The following is a 14226-nucleotide window of genomic DNA, read 5'->3' as shown; positions in this document are numbered from 1 at the left end:
CGGGAAGTCCCGGCTGGGCGTTAATGTCTCGTAGGCGAACACCAGGAGAGAGGTCAGGCGACGTGGCGCGGCACGAGCGTTCGATGATGCTGGCCACTCTCGCCGTGCTTCAGATCGTCACGATCGTCATCGGCGTCTACGCCATGACCAGCGACTTCAACCTGAGCGCGCTGACGAGGCAGCCGTCACCGATCGGGCCGACGGCGTCTCCCCGGGGAATCCCCCCCGCCCCCGTGGTCACCTCGGGGCCTGTGCTGGCCCAGCTTTCGGCGACGTCAGGGAACGGACCTCTCCCGACTAAGAGTACTTTGACCCGCCAGCTCACCGACGCGCTGGGTGACAAAGCACTCGGCGGCCGGGTGGGCGCGGTCGTGCTCGACGCCGCCACCGGCGCCCGGATCTTCGCCGCCAACCCCGACACGGGCATCACCCCGGCCTCCACGAACAAGGTCGTCACGACCACGGCGGCGCTCGCCTCGCTGGGCCCCGACACCCGCTTCTCCACCCGCGTCGTCCAGGGCCGCGCGCCCGGCGCGATCGTCCTGGTGGGTGGCGGCGACCCGCTGCTCGCCGGGCCGTCGGCCAGGCCCGGCTACCCCAAGCAGGCCTCCCTCGCCACCCTGGCCGCCCGGACCGCCGCCGCACTGAAGGCCAAGGGCGTCAGGAAGGTCACGCTCTCCTACGACGACAGCCTGTTCACCGGGCCGGCCATCGCGCCCGGCTGGAAGCCCAACTACGTGCCCGACGGCGAGGCGGCCCCCGTCCACGCCCTGGCCATGGACGAGGGACGCCAGCGTCCCGGCGCCCGGCCCCGCGTGCCCGACCCGGCCGCGTACGCCGCCTCCGCCTTCGCCCGGCTGCTGCCCAGGTACGGCGTCACCGTCTCCAAGGACATCCGCCAGGAGCGGGCCGCGGCGGGCGCCGCCGAGCTGGGCAAGGTCGACTCCGCCCCCCTGTACGCCCTGGTCGAGCACACCCTGACCCACAGCGACAACGACATGGCCGAGGCCCTGGCCAGGCACGTCGCCATCAAGGAGGGCAAGGAGGCGTCGTACGCCGGGGCCGCGGAGGCGGTGATCGGGGTCATGCGGCGGCTCGGTGTGACCAAGGGCGTCAGCGTCGCCGACGGCAGCGGCCTGTCCATCCGCAACCGGGTCAGCGCCGACGCCATGGCCAGGATCATCGCCATCGCCGGCTCGGCCGCGCATCCCGAGCTGCGGGCCGTCGACTCGGGCATGCCGATCGCCGGCTTCTCCGGCACGCTGGGCAACGGCAAGCGCTTCACCGGCGCCGACAGCAAGGGCCAGGTCGGCCTCGTCCGCGCCAAGACCGGCACGCTCAACAACGTCAACACCCTGGCGGGCCTCGCCACCACCAAAGACGGCCGGCTGGTCACCTTCGCCTTCCTGGCCGACGACGTGCCGGTGAACGCCGAGCCCGTGCTCGACAGGCTCGCCGCGATCGTCGCGCGATCCTGACCGCCGCTTCTTCGCAGGCGTGACGAGAACAACGTACGGTGGACGTCATGCAGGTGATCGACTGGGATCTGGCCGTCACGACCGGCACGCGCCTGGTGCGCCCCGGTCCTCAGGTGAGCAAGGAGGAGGCCAGGCAGGCCGTCGCCGAGCTCCGCACGCTGTCACGTGAGGCCGAGGGCCACGTGCGCGAGTTCACGAAGATCCACACCGAGACCGCGCCGCAGCCCGCGACCATCGTCGACCGGCCGGGCTGGATCAAGGCCAACGTCGAGGGCTTCCGCGTGGTCCTCGAACCGCTGACCCAGCGCATGGGCGGCGGAGACAACCCGCCGCCCGCCATCGTCGCCGCGGTGGGCTCGCGCATCACCGGCGTCGAGGTCGGGGCCGTCCTCGCCTTCCTCGCCTCCCGCGTGCTCGGCCAGTACGAGCTGTTCCTGCCGCCCGACCCGACAGGCCAGGAGCCGACCGGCCGCCTGACGCTCGTGGCGCCCAACATCGTCCACGCCGAGCGCGAGATGAACGTCGTGCCCCGCGACTTCCGCCTGTGGGTGTGCCTCCACGAGGAGACCCACCGCGTGCAGTTCACCGGCGTCACCTGGCTGCGCGAGTACGTCAGGTCGCAGATGACCGAGTTCCTGCTCGCCTCCGACCTCGACCTGCCCACGCTCCTAGACCGCCTGCGCAACGCCGCCGACACGGTGGCCGACGTGGTCAGGGGCGGCGAGGGCAACCTGATCGACGCCATCCAGTCGCCCGCCCAGAAGGAGATCCTCGACCGCCTGACGGCCGTGATGACCCTGGTGGAAGGCCATGGCGACTTCGTCATGGACGCCGTGGGCCCCTCGGTGGTCCCGTCGGTCTCGGAGATCCGCGCCAAGTTCGCCCAGCGCCGCGAGGGCGGCTCCCGGCTCGACCGCACGGTCCGGCGCCTGCTGGGCATCGAGGTCAAGATGAAGCAGTACGCCGAGGGCTCCGCGTTCGTCCGCAAGGTGGTCGACCGGGTCGGCATGGACGGCTTCAACAAGGTCTGGACCTCTCCCGAGACCCTGCCCACCACCCCCGAGATCGCCGACCCCGACGCCTGGATCCACCGCGTCATCGGCACCCCGGCCCTTCCCGCCTGACCTTCCCGTCCCGGGGACGCCGGCCGTCCGCGTGGCGTGCGGCCGGTTCCCCCAGCCGGGACAATGGCTCCTGTGGGTCCCCGTCCAGCCGTCGCCGACGTGCGCCGGGCCGTCCGCGAGGCGCTGACCGACCTCGCCGGCACCGGCGCGCTGGTCCTGGCCGCGTGCAGCGGCGGTGCCGACTCGCTGGCCCTGGCGGCGGCGCTGGCCTTCGTCGCCCCCCGCGCCGGCCTGCGCGCGGGGCTGGTCACGGTGGACCACCAGCTCCAGCCCGGCTCGGCCGGCCGCGCCCGGCAGGTCGTCGGCATCGCCGCCGGTCTCGGCCTGACCCCGGCCGAGGTGCTCAGCGTCACCGTCGGCACCGACGGCGGCCCAGAGGCCGCCGCCCGCGAGGCCAGGTACGCCGCGCTGGCCGAGGCGGCCGACCGCCTGGGGGCCGCCGCCGTCCTGCTCGGCCACACCCGCGACGACCAGGCCGAGACCGTCCTGCTGGGCCTGGCCAGGGGGAGCGGGCTGCGCTCGATCTCCGGCATGGCCGCCCGCGCGGGCCGCTACCGCCGGCCCTTCCTCGGCCTGTCCAGGGCCACGACGGTCGCCGCCTGCGCGGCCATGTCCCTCGCCCCCTGGGACGACCCGCACAACGACGATCCCCGCTACACCCGCGTCCGCGTCAGGAAGCGGATCCTGCCGATGCTCGACGAGGAACTCGGCCCGGGGGTGGCCGAGGCGCTCGCGCGGACCGCCGCCATGGCGCGGGAGGACGCCGACGCCCTCGACCAGTGGGCCGAATCGGCGTTCCCGAATTGCGCTCTTAGCGATATCGGAGAGGCCGTCGTCCTGTCCGTTCCCGAGTTGGAGAAACTGCCCGACGCCGTGCGCCGCAGGGTGCTGCGGCGCGCGGCCATCGCGACGGGCTCGCCCTCCGGCGCGCTTTCCGCCACCCACGTGCTGGCGGTCGATCGGCTGGTCACGCAATGGCACGGGCAGAAGGCGGTGGATCTACCCGGAGGTCTGTCCGCAGTTCGGCGGTATGGCACCCTGATACTCGCCATCAGTCCCATCGTTTAAGGAACCACAGGTGGACGCTGCCGACATGGGCAAAGACCTGGAGAAGGTCCTCATCCCCGAGGACGACCTCCAGGCCAAGATCAAAGAGCTTGCCGGGCGCATCGACGAGGACTACGCGGGCAAGGACGTCCTGCTCGTGGGCGTGCTGAAGGGCGCGGTCATGGTGATGGCCGACCTGGCCAGAGCCCTGCACGTGCCGGTGCAGATGGACTGGATGGCGGTGTCGTCCTACGGCGCGGGCACCAAGTCCTCCGGCGTCGTACGGGTGCTGAAGGACCTCGACACCGACATCTTGAACCGCCACGTCCTCATCGTCGAGGACATCATCGACTCGGGCCTGACCCTCCACTGGCTGCTGGAAAACCTGAAGTCGCGCAATCCGGCGTCGTTGGAGATCTGCGCCGCGCTGCGCAAGCCGGACGCGGTGAAGGTGCCGATCGACGTGAAATACGTCGGCTTCGACATTCCCAACGAGTTCGTCATCGGCTACGGGCTCGACTACGCGGAGCGCTACCGCAATTTGCCGTTCATCGGAACGCTCGCCCCGCACGTTTATAAGTAGTAATCCCGGCCATGGCCGGGAACATCGCGCAACGTGACGTACGTTGATAGGGCAAGACCGGTGTAGCGGGCGGGTCCCTCCGTGCGCCGTGCCGGTGTACCTTCAGACTCCGGAAGGGTGACCGCAAGTCCCCTTCGGGTAGTCAGAAGTCGCGGTGTCGGATGCCGCGGCCCCGGGCCAGCCCGGGGTTCCAGGCCATGGTCAGGAAGGGACGGGCCCGCAAGGGGTTCCGCATCGGATGGATCTCAAGCGATTTACACGTGGGCCACTGCTGTGGATCCTGGGCATCGTCGTGCTGCTCCTGCTCGTCACCCAGCTCTGGAGCGGCGGGGGCAATTTCAAGCAGGCCGACACGTCCACGGTCCTCCAGCAGATTCGCGCCGGCAATTTCACCAGCGCCAAGGTCGTCGACAAGGACAATCGGGTCGAGCTCACCCTCATCAAGCCGATCGTCGTCCGGCCGGGTGACGCCCCGGCGAAGCTGATCCAGTCCAACTGGGTCAGCGGCTACGGCGCGAAGCTGACCGACGAGCTGCAGGCCCAGGTCGACGCCAACAAGACGAAGAGCTTCACCACCGAGGTGCCCCAGGAGAACTTCCTGCTCAGCATCCTGGTGAGCTTCCTGCCGATCGTCATCATCGTGCTGATCTTCCTGTTCATCATGAACCAGATGCAGGGCGGCGGCTCCCGGGTGATGAACTTCGGCAAGTCGAAGGCCAAGCTCATCACCAAAGACACCCCCAAGACCACGTTCGCCGACGTCGCCGGCGCCGACGAGGCCATCGAGGAGCTCCAGGAGATCAAGGAGTTCCTGCAGGCCCCGGCCAAGTTCCAGGCGATCGGCGCGAAGATCCCCAAGGGCGTGCTGCTCTACGGCCCGCCCGGCACCGGCAAGACCCTGCTGGCCCGCGCGGTCGCGGGTGAGGCGGGCGTGCCCTTCTACTCGATCTCCGGCTCCGACTTCGTCGAGATGTTCGTCGGCGTCGGCGCCTCCCGCGTGCGCGACCTGTTCGAGCAGGCCAAGGCCAACGCCCCCGCGATCATCTTCATCGACGAGATCGACGCCGTCGGCCGCCACCGCGGCGCCGGCCTGGGCGGCGGTCACGACGAGCGCGAGCAGACCCTCAACCAGCTGCTCGTCGAGATGGACGGCTTCGACGTCAAGGGCGGCGTGATCCTCATCGCCGCGACCAACCGGCCCGACATCCTCGACCCGGCGCTGCTGCGTCCGGGCCGTTTCGACCGGCAGGTCACGGTCGACCGTCCCGATCTGGAGGGCCGCAAGGGCATCCTCAAGGTCCACGGTCGCGGCAAGCCGTTCGCGCCCGACGTCGACCTCGACGTCATCGCGCGCCGCACCCCCGGGTTCACCGGCGCCGACCTGGCCAACGTGATCAACGAGGCGGCCCTGCTCACCGCGCGCGCCGACCAGAAGCTGATCACGATGGAGGTCCTCGAGGAGTCGATCGACCGTGTCATGGCAGGGCCCGAGCGCAAGTCGCGGGTCATGTCCGACAAGGAGAAGAAGATGATCGCCTACCACGAAGGCGGTCACGCGCTGGTGGCGCACGCGCTGCCCAACTCCGACCCGGTCCACAAGATCACCATCCTGTCCCGCGGCCGCGCGCTCGGTTACACCATGACGCTGCCGATGGAGGACAAGTTCCTGGCCACCAGGTCCGAGATGATGGACCAGCTCGCGATGCTGCTCGGCGGCCGCGCGGCGGAGGAACTCGTCTTCCACGAGCCCACCACCGGCGCCTCCAACGACATCGAGAAGGCCACGGCGGTCGCCCGCCGCATGGTGACCGAGTACGGCATGAGCGAGCAGCTCGGCGCCCGTAAGTTCGGCACCGGCCAGGCCGAGGTCTTCCTCGGCCGCGAGATGGGCCACGAGCGCGACTACTCCGAGAAGATCGCCTCCTCCATCGACGAGGAGGTCCGCCGGATGATCGAGACGGCGCACGACCAGGCCTGGGACATCCTGGTCGAATACCGCGACGTGCTCGACAACCTGGTGCTGGAGCTCATGGAGAAGGAGACTCTCTCCCGCGAGCAGGTCCTGCAGATCTTCGCCCCGGTGGTCGTCAAGGAGCACCGTCCCTCGTACGCGGGCTACGGCAAGCGGCTGCCCTCCGACCGCCCGCCGATCCTGACCCCGAAGGAGCAGTCGGCCAACGGCTCGCTCACCTCCGGCCACCAGGACGCCTTCCAGTCCGGAGACAGTGCGTGACCCAGCACGAGGTCGACCTGGGGCGGATCGAGAAGGCCGTACGCGAGATCCTCTACGGCATCGGCGAGGATCCCGACCGTGACGGCCTGCTCGAAACGCCCGCCAGGGTCGCCCGCGCGATGGCCGAGCAGTTCTCCGGGCTCGGCCAGACCCCCGAAGACGTGCTCAACAAGGTCTTCGACGTCGACCACGACGAGATGGTGCTGGTCAGGGACATCGAGGTCTACTCGACCTGCGAGCACCATCTGGTCCCGTTCCACGGCGTGGCCCACGTGGGCTACATCCCCAACGAGCGCGGCCAGGTGACCGGGCTGTCCAAGCTGGCCCGGCTGGTCGACGTCTTCGCCCGCCGTCCGCAGGTGCAGGAGCGCATGACCTCGCAGATCGCCGACGCCCTCATGAGGGTGCTGGAGCCGCGCGGGGTCATCGTGGTGGTCGAGGCCGAGCACCTGTGCATGACGATGCGCGGCGTGCGGAAGCCGGGGGCCAAGACGGTCACGTCGGCGGTCCGCGGCGACTTCCGTACCAGCGACAAGACCCGCTCCGAGGCGATGGCGCTGATTCTCGGCAGGTGACGATCGTTATCCACAACTGGGGACCCGAGATGTCGGCAGGTGTGGGGGAACGCCTAGGCTTGCCCCATGACTAGCGTGCCCATCAACGTGCCGGGCGGCACGGAACGGTGCCTCGTCATGGGCGTGGTCAACGTGACCCCCGACTCCTTCTCCGACGGCGGCCTGTGGTTCGACGAGGAGGCCGCCGTCCGGCACGGGCTCGACCTGGTGCGGGAGGGCGCCGACATCGTCGACGTGGGCGGTGAGTCCACCCGTCCCGGCGCCGCGCGGGTGTCGCTGGAGGAGGAGCTGGCCAGGGTCGTCCCGGTGATCCGGGCGCTCGACGCCGAGGGCGTGGCCGTCAGCGTCGACACGATGCGCGCCGAGGTCGCCAGGGCCGCGGTCGAGGCGGGCGCCAGGCTCGTCAACGACGTCAGCGGCGGCCTGGCCGACCCCGAGATGCCGCGCGTGGTCGCCGCGACGGGAGCGCCCTACGTGGTGATGCACTGGCGCGGCCACAGCCATGACATGGACAGCCGCGCCGTCTACGCCGACGTCGTGACAGAGGTGCGCGAGGAGCTCAGCAAGCGGGTCGATCTCGTGCTGGCCGAGGGGGTGTCCCCCGAGCAGATCGTGCTCGACCCCGGCCTCGGCTTCGCCAAGAACGCCGAGCACAACTGGGCGTTGCTGGCCGGCATCCCGCAGCTCGCCGAGCTGGGGTTCCCGCTGCTGATCGGGGCCTCGCGCAAGCGGTTCCTCGGGCGGCTGCTGGCCGGCCCCGACGGCGCGCCCCGCCCGTTCAGCAGGAGCGACGACGCAACGCTGGCGGTCACCGCGCTGGCGGCTCAGGCGGGGGCCTGGTGCGTGCGCGTGCACGAGGTAGGTCCCAATGCCGATGCCGTGCGCGTGGCGGCCGCATGGAAGAGAGCCGGAGCAGGCACATGAGCGTCGACACTGCCGCGATCGAGACGGTCAACGAGGAGTTCTACACCGCGATCGAGAGCGCCGATCTCGACAAGATGACCGAGATCTGGGCCGAGGACACCGCCGACGACCAGGTGAGCTGCGTCCATCCGGGCTGGACGTTGCTGACCGGCCGGTCGGAGGTGCTGCGGTCGTGGGCGCTGATCATGGCCAACACCACCTACATCCAGTTCGTGCTGACCGACGTCAACACCACCGTGCTGGGCGACGTGGCCGTGCTCACCTGCGTGGAGAACATCCTGACGGCGGGCGAGGAGGGTGAGTCCAGCTTCGCCGCGGGCAAGGTGGTGGCGAGCAACGTCTACATCCGCACCGCGCAGGGCTGGCGGTTGTGGATGCACCACGGCTCCCCGGTGCTCCAGGGAGACGACGACGAGGACGAGGAGGGCGAGCTTGAGGTCTGACCGCATCGCTCTCAAGGGCCTGCGGGCCAGGGGCAGGCACGGCGTGCTGCCCGCCGAGCGGGAGCTCGGCCAGGAGTTCGTGATCGACGCGACGTTGTTCCTCGACACCGCCCCGGCGGCGGCCGGCGACGACCTCACCAAGACCGTCCACTACGGCGAGCTGGCCCAGGCGCTGGTCGAGGTGGTCGAGGGCGAGCCGGTCGAGCTGATCGAGACGCTGGCCCAGCGGCTGGCCGACGTCTGCCTCTCCAGTGAGCTGGTGCACAAGGTCGAGGTGAGTGTGCACAAACCGGCGGCGCCGATCCCGCTGCCGTTCGACGATGTGATCGTGACGATCGAGCGGAGCCGCGCATGAAGGCCGTCCTCGCTCTCGGCAGCAACCTGGGGGAGCGGTTCCAGACGTTGCAGGGAGCCATCGACACGTTGTTCGACGCCCCTGGCCTGGAGTTCGTCAAGGTGTCCCCGGTCTACGAGACCGACCCGGTCGGGGGGCCGGGAGGCCAGGAGCCGTACCTCAACGCGGTCGTCGTCGCCGAGACCGCGCTGCCGCCGCGCACGTTGCTGGAGCGGGCGCTGGGCGTGGAGAACGCCTTCGGCCGGGTGCGTGCGGAGCGGTGGGGGCCGCGTACGCTCGACGTCGACCTGATCGTCGTGGGCGAGACCGTCTCCGACGACCCCGAGCTGACGTTGCCGCATCCCCGGGCCCACGAGCGGGCGTTCGTGCTGGTGCCGTGGTCGGTGATCGACCCCGAGGCCACGGTGCCGGGCCGGGGCCGGGTGGCCGACCTGCTGGCCGAGCTCGACCGGCACGGCGTGCGCCTGCGTGACGACCTGAAGCTGCAGAGGCCCGATTGAAGCCGACGCATCCCGGCCGGCTGGCCGCTCTCCTGCTCGTCGTCGCCCTGGTCGTCTGGGCGGCGGTCCGGCACTTCTACTCCGACCTGCCCATCATGCCCTGGACGGCCATCCCGACCGTGCTGCTGCTCGCTCTCGGCGAGGGTTACAGCGGATGGGTGACCAAGGCCAGGATCGCCAGGAAACCCGACACCAAACCGGTCGAGCCGCTGGCGGTGGCCCGGCTGGCGGCGCTGGCCAAGGCCTCGGCGTACGCGGGTGCGGTGTTCGCGGGGATGTTCGCCGGGTTCGCCGCGTACACGCTGCAGATCTTCGACCGGGAGACGCCGCGCTCGGAGTTCTTCGTGGCGGCCGGGTCGTTCGTGGCCTGCGTGGTGCTCGTCTGCGCGGCCCTGTACCTGGAACACTGCTGCCGGATCCCGAAGGACTCCGACGAGCGCAAATCCGACTAGCGGCGGCGGCCGAAGAGGTAGATGACCGGCAGCGTGCAGATCAGCGGCCCGACGATGGCGATCGGCCGCTCCAGCCACCACTTCAGGTCGGGCGGGATCTTCGTGCCGAGGTTGCCGAACAACCACCACGACAGCCCTAAGGCGATCGCCATGCCGGTCGTGTGGAACAGGAACAGCGGCAGGGCGTAGCGGTTGATGAAGGAGTTGGCACGGGCCCAGCGGGGGCGTTCGAGCACGCGTTCCATGGCCGGGCGCAGCACTTCCACCAGGCCGATCTGGAAGATCAGCAGGGCGACGATGACGAACGTGGGCGGCGCCATGTTCGACCACTTGTCGCCCGGCACGCCCACCATCGAGCCGGGGTAGATGCCCGAGTAGACCAGGCCGATCAGCGCGAACAGGCCGGTCCACAGGATGCCGACGTCGTAGCGCCGGGGCAGGACGACGATCCGGTCGTAGAAGAAGCCCGCCTGGTGGGCCAGCCCCCAGACGATGATCATGTTGAGCCAGCCGGCCCACTCGAAGCCGTAGCGGAAGCGCACGACGTCGACGACCAGGGCCGAGCCGCCGAGCCAGATGAGGGCCAGCACGTCGTAGCGCCGGTGCAGCCACAGGGCCACCGGCAGCAGCGCGATCAGCACCAGGTAGACGCCGAGGAACCACAGCGGGCTGAGCACGAGCAGCACCACCCGCCACATCCACTCCACGTGGAACGCCCAGGTGACGATCGCCCCGACGGAGATCCACACGCCGCACAGGAACAGCGCGGGCAGGGACAGCGCGCGGATGCGCCGCCAGACGAACGCCCCGATGCCGACGCCGCGCGCCTGGGCCCGGTTCCAGGACAGCAGGTGCACGTGGCCGCCGACGTAGAAGAACAGCGGCAGCACCTGGAGCAGCCAGGTCAGGATCCACAACCCGGAGGTGAAGCCGAGCGGGCTGGTGGGCTCGGGCCCGCTCGGCTTCCACTCCAGGATCGTGAACGCCCAGTGCCAGACCACCACGACGATGAGGCTGAGGGCGCGCAGCCAGTCGACGTACTTGTCGCGTTCGGGAGTGCTCACTTGTCGATGTCACCCACGACGAAGAACATCGAGCCCAGAATGGCGATCATGTCGGCCACCAGGTTTCCGGGCAGCAGCTCGCGCAGCGCCTGGACGTTGCCGAACGACGCCGAGCGCAGCTTGAGCCGCCACGGCGTCTTGTCGCCCTTGGAGACCAGGTAGTAGCCGTTGATGCCGAGCGGGTTCTCGGTCCACGCGTACGTGTGGCCCTCGGGCACCTTGAGCACCTTCGGCAGGCGCTGGTTGACGGGCCCGGGCGGCAGCTCGCGCAGCCGGGCGACGCACGCGTCGGCCAGGTCGAGGGAGACCTTGAGCTGCTCGAACAGCACCTCGAACCGGGCATGGCAGTCGCCGTCGCGCCGGGTGACGACCGTGACCGGCAGCTCCCCGTAGGCCAGGTACGGGTCGTCGCGCCGCAGGTCGAAGTCCACGCCGGAGGCGCGGGCGATGGGGCCGCTGACGCCGTACTGGAGGATCTGCTCGCGGGTCAGCACGCCGACGCCCTTGGTACGGGCGAGGAAGATCTCGTTGTTCAGGATGAGGCCCTCGATGTCGGGCACCCGGCGGCGGGTCTCGGCGACGGCCGCGGCGACCCGGTCGAGCCAGCCGAGCGGCAGGTCCTCCTTGAGGCCGCCGACCCGGTTGAACATGTAGTGCATGCGCCCGCCGGAGATCTCCTCCATGACGGCCTGGATGCGTTCGCGCTCGTTGAAGGCGTAGAAGACGGGGGTGATCGCGCCCAGTTCGAGGGGGTAGGAGCCGAGGAACATCAGGTGGTTGAGCACCCGGTTGAGCTCGGCCAGCAGTGTACGCGCCCACACGGCCCTGACCGGCGTCTCCATGCCGAGCAGCCGTTCGGCGGCCAGCACGACGCCCAGTTCGTTGGCGAACCCCGACAGCCAGTCGTGCCGGTTGGCGAGCATGATGATCTGGCGGTAGTCGCGGACCTCGAACAGCTTCTCCGCGCCCCTGTGCATGTAGCCGATGATCGGCTCGGCCGCCTCGATGCGCTCGCCGTCGAGGGTGAGCCGGAGCCTGAGCACGCCGTGCGTGGAGGGATGCTGGGGGCCGATGTTGAGGATCATGTCCTCGGTCGCCAGCTCCTTCGCGCCGGCGCCGATCCCGACCACGCGTTCCGTCATAGGGCCCATGCTGCCACCGTCCCACGGGGTGATCCAGCGTGGGGGATGGTCAAGGAATCGTATGGCAACGCATCCCGAAGCCAGACATGGGGATCAATACCGGGAACGGGGGGAGAAAGCACTGTGAAGAGAGTCCTGTTTGATGTGGCGGCCCTGATCTCCCGGGTGGTACTCGGGGTGATCTTCGTGGCGCACGGCTGGCAGAAGTGGCAGGGCGGGCTCGGTGCCGCGGCGGGGCAGTTCCGGGAGATGGGCGTGCCCATGCCCGAATTGTCGGCCGGATTCGCCGCCATCGTCGAACTGGTCGGCGGCGCCCTGCTGATCCTCGGCCTGCTGGTCCGGCCGGTGGCGTTGCTGCTGCTCATCGACATGATCGGCGCGATCGTCTTCGTGCACGCGGGCCACGGGGTGTTGTCGCAAGGCGGGGGATGGGAACTGCCGGGCGCGCTGGGTGCGCTGGCCTTGATGCTCGCCGCGCTTGGCGGCGGCCGTATCGGGCTCGACGGCATCTTCCACTCGACGTACCGCCGTCGCAGGGAACGCCAGATCGCCGAGGACGACCTCGCCGCGCACCGGCCGGCCCGCCGCACCGAGCCGACGACGGTCGTCACCGAAGGGCCCGCCACGCAGGTCGGGCCCGAGGGCGGCCCGACGACGCCGGCCCGGCCCGAGGGCGAGGCCGAGCAGCCCAGCGTGCCGCGGCAGCCCAACGCGCCGCGCCCCGGGCACCTCAACGACGAGGACATGCGGGACATCGACGCCCTGGTGTCCGACGAGCCGCACCAGCAGAAGCCGCCCAACCGCTGAGCGTCAGCGGCTGACCAGGTCGCGCAGGGCCTCGACCAGGCGGTCGACGTGCTCCTGCGTGCTGCCGATGCCGATGGAGGCGCGGACCGCCGAGGCGGTGCCGTCCTCGCAGCCGCCGTCCGAGGTGCCGAGCAGGTGCCGGACGAACGGGTGCGCGCAGAACTTCCCGTCCCGCACGCCGATGCCGTACTCGCCGGACAGCGCCTCGGCCACCTCGCGGGCCGAGTAGCCGTCCACGACGAACGACACGATCCCCACCCGCGGGTGGTCCTCGCCCCACAACGACAGCTCGCGCACCCCGTCGATCGAGGCCAGGCCGGTACGCAGCCGGGCGATCAGGCGCTCCTCCTCGCGCACCAGCTCCGTCCACCCCGTGGCGGTGAGCGCGTCGCAGGCGGCGGCCAGGGCGATGGCGCCGAGCACGTTGGGGGTGCCGGCCTCGTGGCGCGGCTCGGGGTCGTCGTGCCACTCGGTGGTCTCGCCCACCGAGCGCACCGCGCCGCCGCCCTTCAGGTACGGCTCGCCCGCCGCCAGCCAGTCACGGCGTCCGACCAGCACGCCGGCGCCGAAGGGCGCGTACAGCTTGTGGCCGGAGAAGGCCACGTAGTCCAGGTCGAGCGCGGTCAGGTTGAGCCTGCGGTGCGGGACGAGCTGGGCCGCGTCCACCAGGATCCGGGCGCCGTGCCGGTGGGCGATGTGGGCGAGGGCGGCGATGGGCCACAGCTCGCCGGTGACGTTGGAGGCGGCGGTGACCACGAGCAGCTTGGGCCCCTCGATCCCGGCCAGCGCCTCGTCGGCGGCGCGGACGGCCTCGCCGGGGAAGGCGGGCGGCGCCAGGCGCACGGACCGCTCCCAGGGCAGCAGCGAGGCGTGGTGCTCGGAGTCGAAGACGACGACGGTCGTGCCCTCGGGCAGGCAGCCGGCCAGCAGGTTGGTGGCGTCGGTGGTGTTGCGGGTGAAGATGACGGCGTCGTCCGGGCGGGCGCCGACGAAGGCCCGGACCGTGTGGCGGGCCTGCTCGTACCGGGCGGTGGTGAGCTGGGAGGCGTAGCCCGCGCCGCGGTGGACGCTGGAGTAGGCCGGGAGCGCGGCGGCGACGGCGGCGCTGACCGGCTCAAGACAGGGGGCGCTGGCGGCGTAGTCGAGGTTGGCGTAGCTCACCAGCCGGCCGCCCTTGACCGGCACTTCGAGGTCGGCGCCGAGCACGGCGGGGATCGACCGTCCGGAGGCGGCGGCAGGGGCGTGGGCCTCGGCGGCGGCCTGGGCGGGAACGGAGTTGAAGATCGTCAGCGTGGACACGGCACAGCTCCTCACGGGTCGGTCGGACCCCTGGAAGCAGCCACGGAGCCCGCGCTTGCCCGCCACACCTCGTGACGGACCAGGTCTTCACCCGGGGCACCCCGCCGCGGACGCGAGGGTTGCCGGCCAGCTAGCCGGGGCTTGTCGCTGGCACTCATGACCTACGACGGCACTATAACCGACACCCGGGCATGATTCGC

The 14226-nt window shown here is 70.5% G+C and carries 15 protein-coding genes and 1 riboswitch; of the genes, 12 read left to right on the top strand and 3 right to left on the bottom strand.

Going from position 1 to position 14226, the window contains the following annotated elements:
* The first annotated feature begins 62 nt into the window (after positions 1 to 62).
* From dacB to AB0J46_RS17780, 11 genes are all read left to right on the top strand, one after another.
* Positions 63 to 1478 (top strand): D-alanyl-D-alanine carboxypeptidase/D-alanyl-D-alanine-endopeptidase, encoded by a 1416-nt coding sequence (dacB, locus tag AB0J46_RS17830; protein WP_364332672.1) that lies wholly within the window; start codon positions 63 to 65, stop codon positions 1476 to 1478.
* Positions 1479 to 1525: 47 nt separating this feature from the next.
* Positions 1526 to 2602, top strand: coding sequence for a zinc-dependent metalloprotease (locus AB0J46_RS17825; protein ID WP_364332669.1), 1077 nt, complete (start codon positions 1526 to 1528; stop codon positions 2600 to 2602).
* 63 nt (positions 2603 to 2665) lie between these two features.
* Positions 2666 to 3670, top strand: a complete 1005-nt coding sequence (tilS, locus tag AB0J46_RS17820; protein WP_364332666.1) for a tRNA lysidine(34) synthetase TilS — start codon at positions 2666 to 2668, stop codon at positions 3668 to 3670.
* Between the two features lie 10 nt (positions 3671 to 3680).
* Positions 3681 to 4232, top strand: coding sequence for a hypoxanthine phosphoribosyltransferase (gene hpt / locus AB0J46_RS17815; RefSeq protein WP_352318606.1), 552 nt, complete (start codon positions 3681 to 3683; stop codon positions 4230 to 4232).
* Positions 4233 to 4470: 238 nt separating this feature from the next.
* Positions 4471 to 6465 (top strand): ATP-dependent zinc metalloprotease FtsH, encoded by a 1995-nt coding sequence (gene ftsH, locus AB0J46_RS17810; RefSeq protein WP_352358549.1) that lies wholly within the window; start codon positions 4471 to 4473, stop codon positions 6463 to 6465.
* Positions 6462 to 7040, top strand: a complete 579-nt coding sequence (gene folE / locus AB0J46_RS17805; RefSeq protein WP_352318609.1) for a GTP cyclohydrolase I FolE — start codon at positions 6462 to 6464, stop codon at positions 7038 to 7040. The genes ftsH and folE overlap by 4 nt, the downstream gene beginning before the upstream one ends.
* 117 nt (positions 7041 to 7157) lie before the next feature.
* Positions 7158 to 7964, top strand: a complete 807-nt coding sequence (gene folP / locus AB0J46_RS17800; protein WP_357975464.1) for a dihydropteroate synthase — start codon at positions 7158 to 7160, stop codon at positions 7962 to 7964.
* Entirely contained in the window at positions 7961 to 8407 is a 447-nt protein-coding gene (locus AB0J46_RS17795) for a nuclear transport factor 2 family protein (protein ID WP_358291555.1), read from the top strand. Before folP ends, AB0J46_RS17795 begins: the two co-directional genes overlap by 4 nt.
* Positions 8397 to 8762, top strand: coding sequence for a dihydroneopterin aldolase (gene folB, locus AB0J46_RS17790; RefSeq protein ID WP_358291557.1), 366 nt, complete (start codon positions 8397 to 8399; stop codon positions 8760 to 8762). The genes AB0J46_RS17795 and folB overlap by 11 nt, the downstream gene beginning before the upstream one ends.
* Positions 8759 to 9262, top strand: coding sequence for a 2-amino-4-hydroxy-6-hydroxymethyldihydropteridine diphosphokinase (gene folK, locus AB0J46_RS17785; RefSeq protein ID WP_352358556.1), 504 nt, complete (start codon positions 8759 to 8761; stop codon positions 9260 to 9262). The genes folB and folK overlap by 4 nt, the downstream gene beginning before the upstream one ends.
* Entirely contained in the window at positions 9259 to 9714 is a 456-nt protein-coding gene (locus AB0J46_RS17780) for a DUF3180 domain-containing protein (protein ID WP_364332659.1), read from the top strand. Before folK ends, AB0J46_RS17780 begins: the two co-directional genes overlap by 4 nt.
* On the opposite strand, the gene AB0J46_RS17775 is transcribed toward AB0J46_RS17780, so the two are convergent.
* The gene (locus AB0J46_RS17775) at positions 9711 to 10778 is read right to left on the bottom strand and encodes an acyltransferase (protein ID WP_364332656.1); all 1068 of its coding nucleotides are present in this window, start codon (positions 10776 to 10778) and stop codon (positions 9711 to 9713) included. The two genes, AB0J46_RS17780 and AB0J46_RS17775, sit on opposite strands and share 4 nt — an antisense overlap.
* Complete coding sequence (locus tag AB0J46_RS17770; RefSeq protein ID WP_358291564.1) at positions 10775 to 11920, bottom strand: NADH-quinone oxidoreductase subunit D; 1146 nt, start codon at positions 11918 to 11920, stop codon at positions 10775 to 10777. Before AB0J46_RS17770 ends, AB0J46_RS17775 begins: the two co-directional genes overlap by 4 nt.
* A 123-nt stretch (positions 11921 to 12043) precedes the next feature.
* On the opposite strand from AB0J46_RS17770, the gene AB0J46_RS17765 reads away from it, so the two are divergent.
* Positions 12044 to 12727, top strand: coding sequence for a DoxX family protein (locus tag AB0J46_RS17765; RefSeq protein WP_364332653.1), 684 nt, complete (start codon positions 12044 to 12046; stop codon positions 12725 to 12727).
* A 3-nt stretch (positions 12728 to 12730) separates the two neighbouring features.
* Here the strand turns inward: AB0J46_RS17765 and AB0J46_RS17760 are convergent, their stop codons facing one another.
* Positions 12731 to 14026: an aminotransferase class V-fold PLP-dependent enzyme gene (locus AB0J46_RS17760; protein ID WP_364332650.1), complete on the bottom strand. Its 1296-nt coding sequence runs from the start codon at positions 14024 to 14026 to the stop codon at positions 12731 to 12733.
* A 46-nt stretch (positions 14027 to 14072) separates the two neighbouring features.
* A riboswitch (SAM riboswitch) is annotated at positions 14073 to 14188 on the bottom strand.
* Between the last annotated feature and the right edge of the window lie 38 nt (positions 14189 to 14226).

This window comes from Nonomuraea sp. NPDC049758 (assembly GCF_040674635.1).
Taxonomy (GTDB): Bacteria; Actinomycetota; Actinomycetes; order Streptosporangiales; family Streptosporangiaceae; genus Nonomuraea.
This window is presented reverse-complemented; position numbering and strand designations above follow the sequence as displayed.

Excerpts from the sequence above, each read along its gene's own strand:
- AB0J46_RS17795 (WP_358291555.1), top strand. The coding sequence starts at position 7,961 with ATGAGCGTCGACACTGCCGCGATCGAGACGGTCAACGAGGAGTTCTAC.
- AB0J46_RS17825 (WP_364332669.1), top strand. The coding sequence starts at position 1,526 with ATGCAGGTGATCGACTGGGATCTGGCCGTCACGACCGGCACGCGCCTG.
- tilS (WP_364332666.1), top strand. The coding sequence starts at position 2,666 with ATGGCTCCTGTGGGTCCCCGTCCAGCCGTCGCCGACGTGCGCCGGGCC.
- AB0J46_RS17770 (WP_358291564.1), bottom strand. The coding sequence starts at position 11,920 with ATGACGGAACGCGTGGTCGGGATCGGCGCCGGCGCGAAGGAGCTGGCG.
- ftsH (WP_352358549.1), top strand. The coding sequence starts at position 4,471 with ATGGATCTCAAGCGATTTACACGTGGGCCACTGCTGTGGATCCTGGGC.
- folK (WP_352358556.1), top strand. The coding sequence starts at position 8,759 with ATGAAGGCCGTCCTCGCTCTCGGCAGCAACCTGGGGGAGCGGTTCCAG.
- folP (WP_357975464.1), top strand. The coding sequence starts at position 7,158 with ATGGGCGTGGTCAACGTGACCCCCGACTCCTTCTCCGACGGCGGCCTG.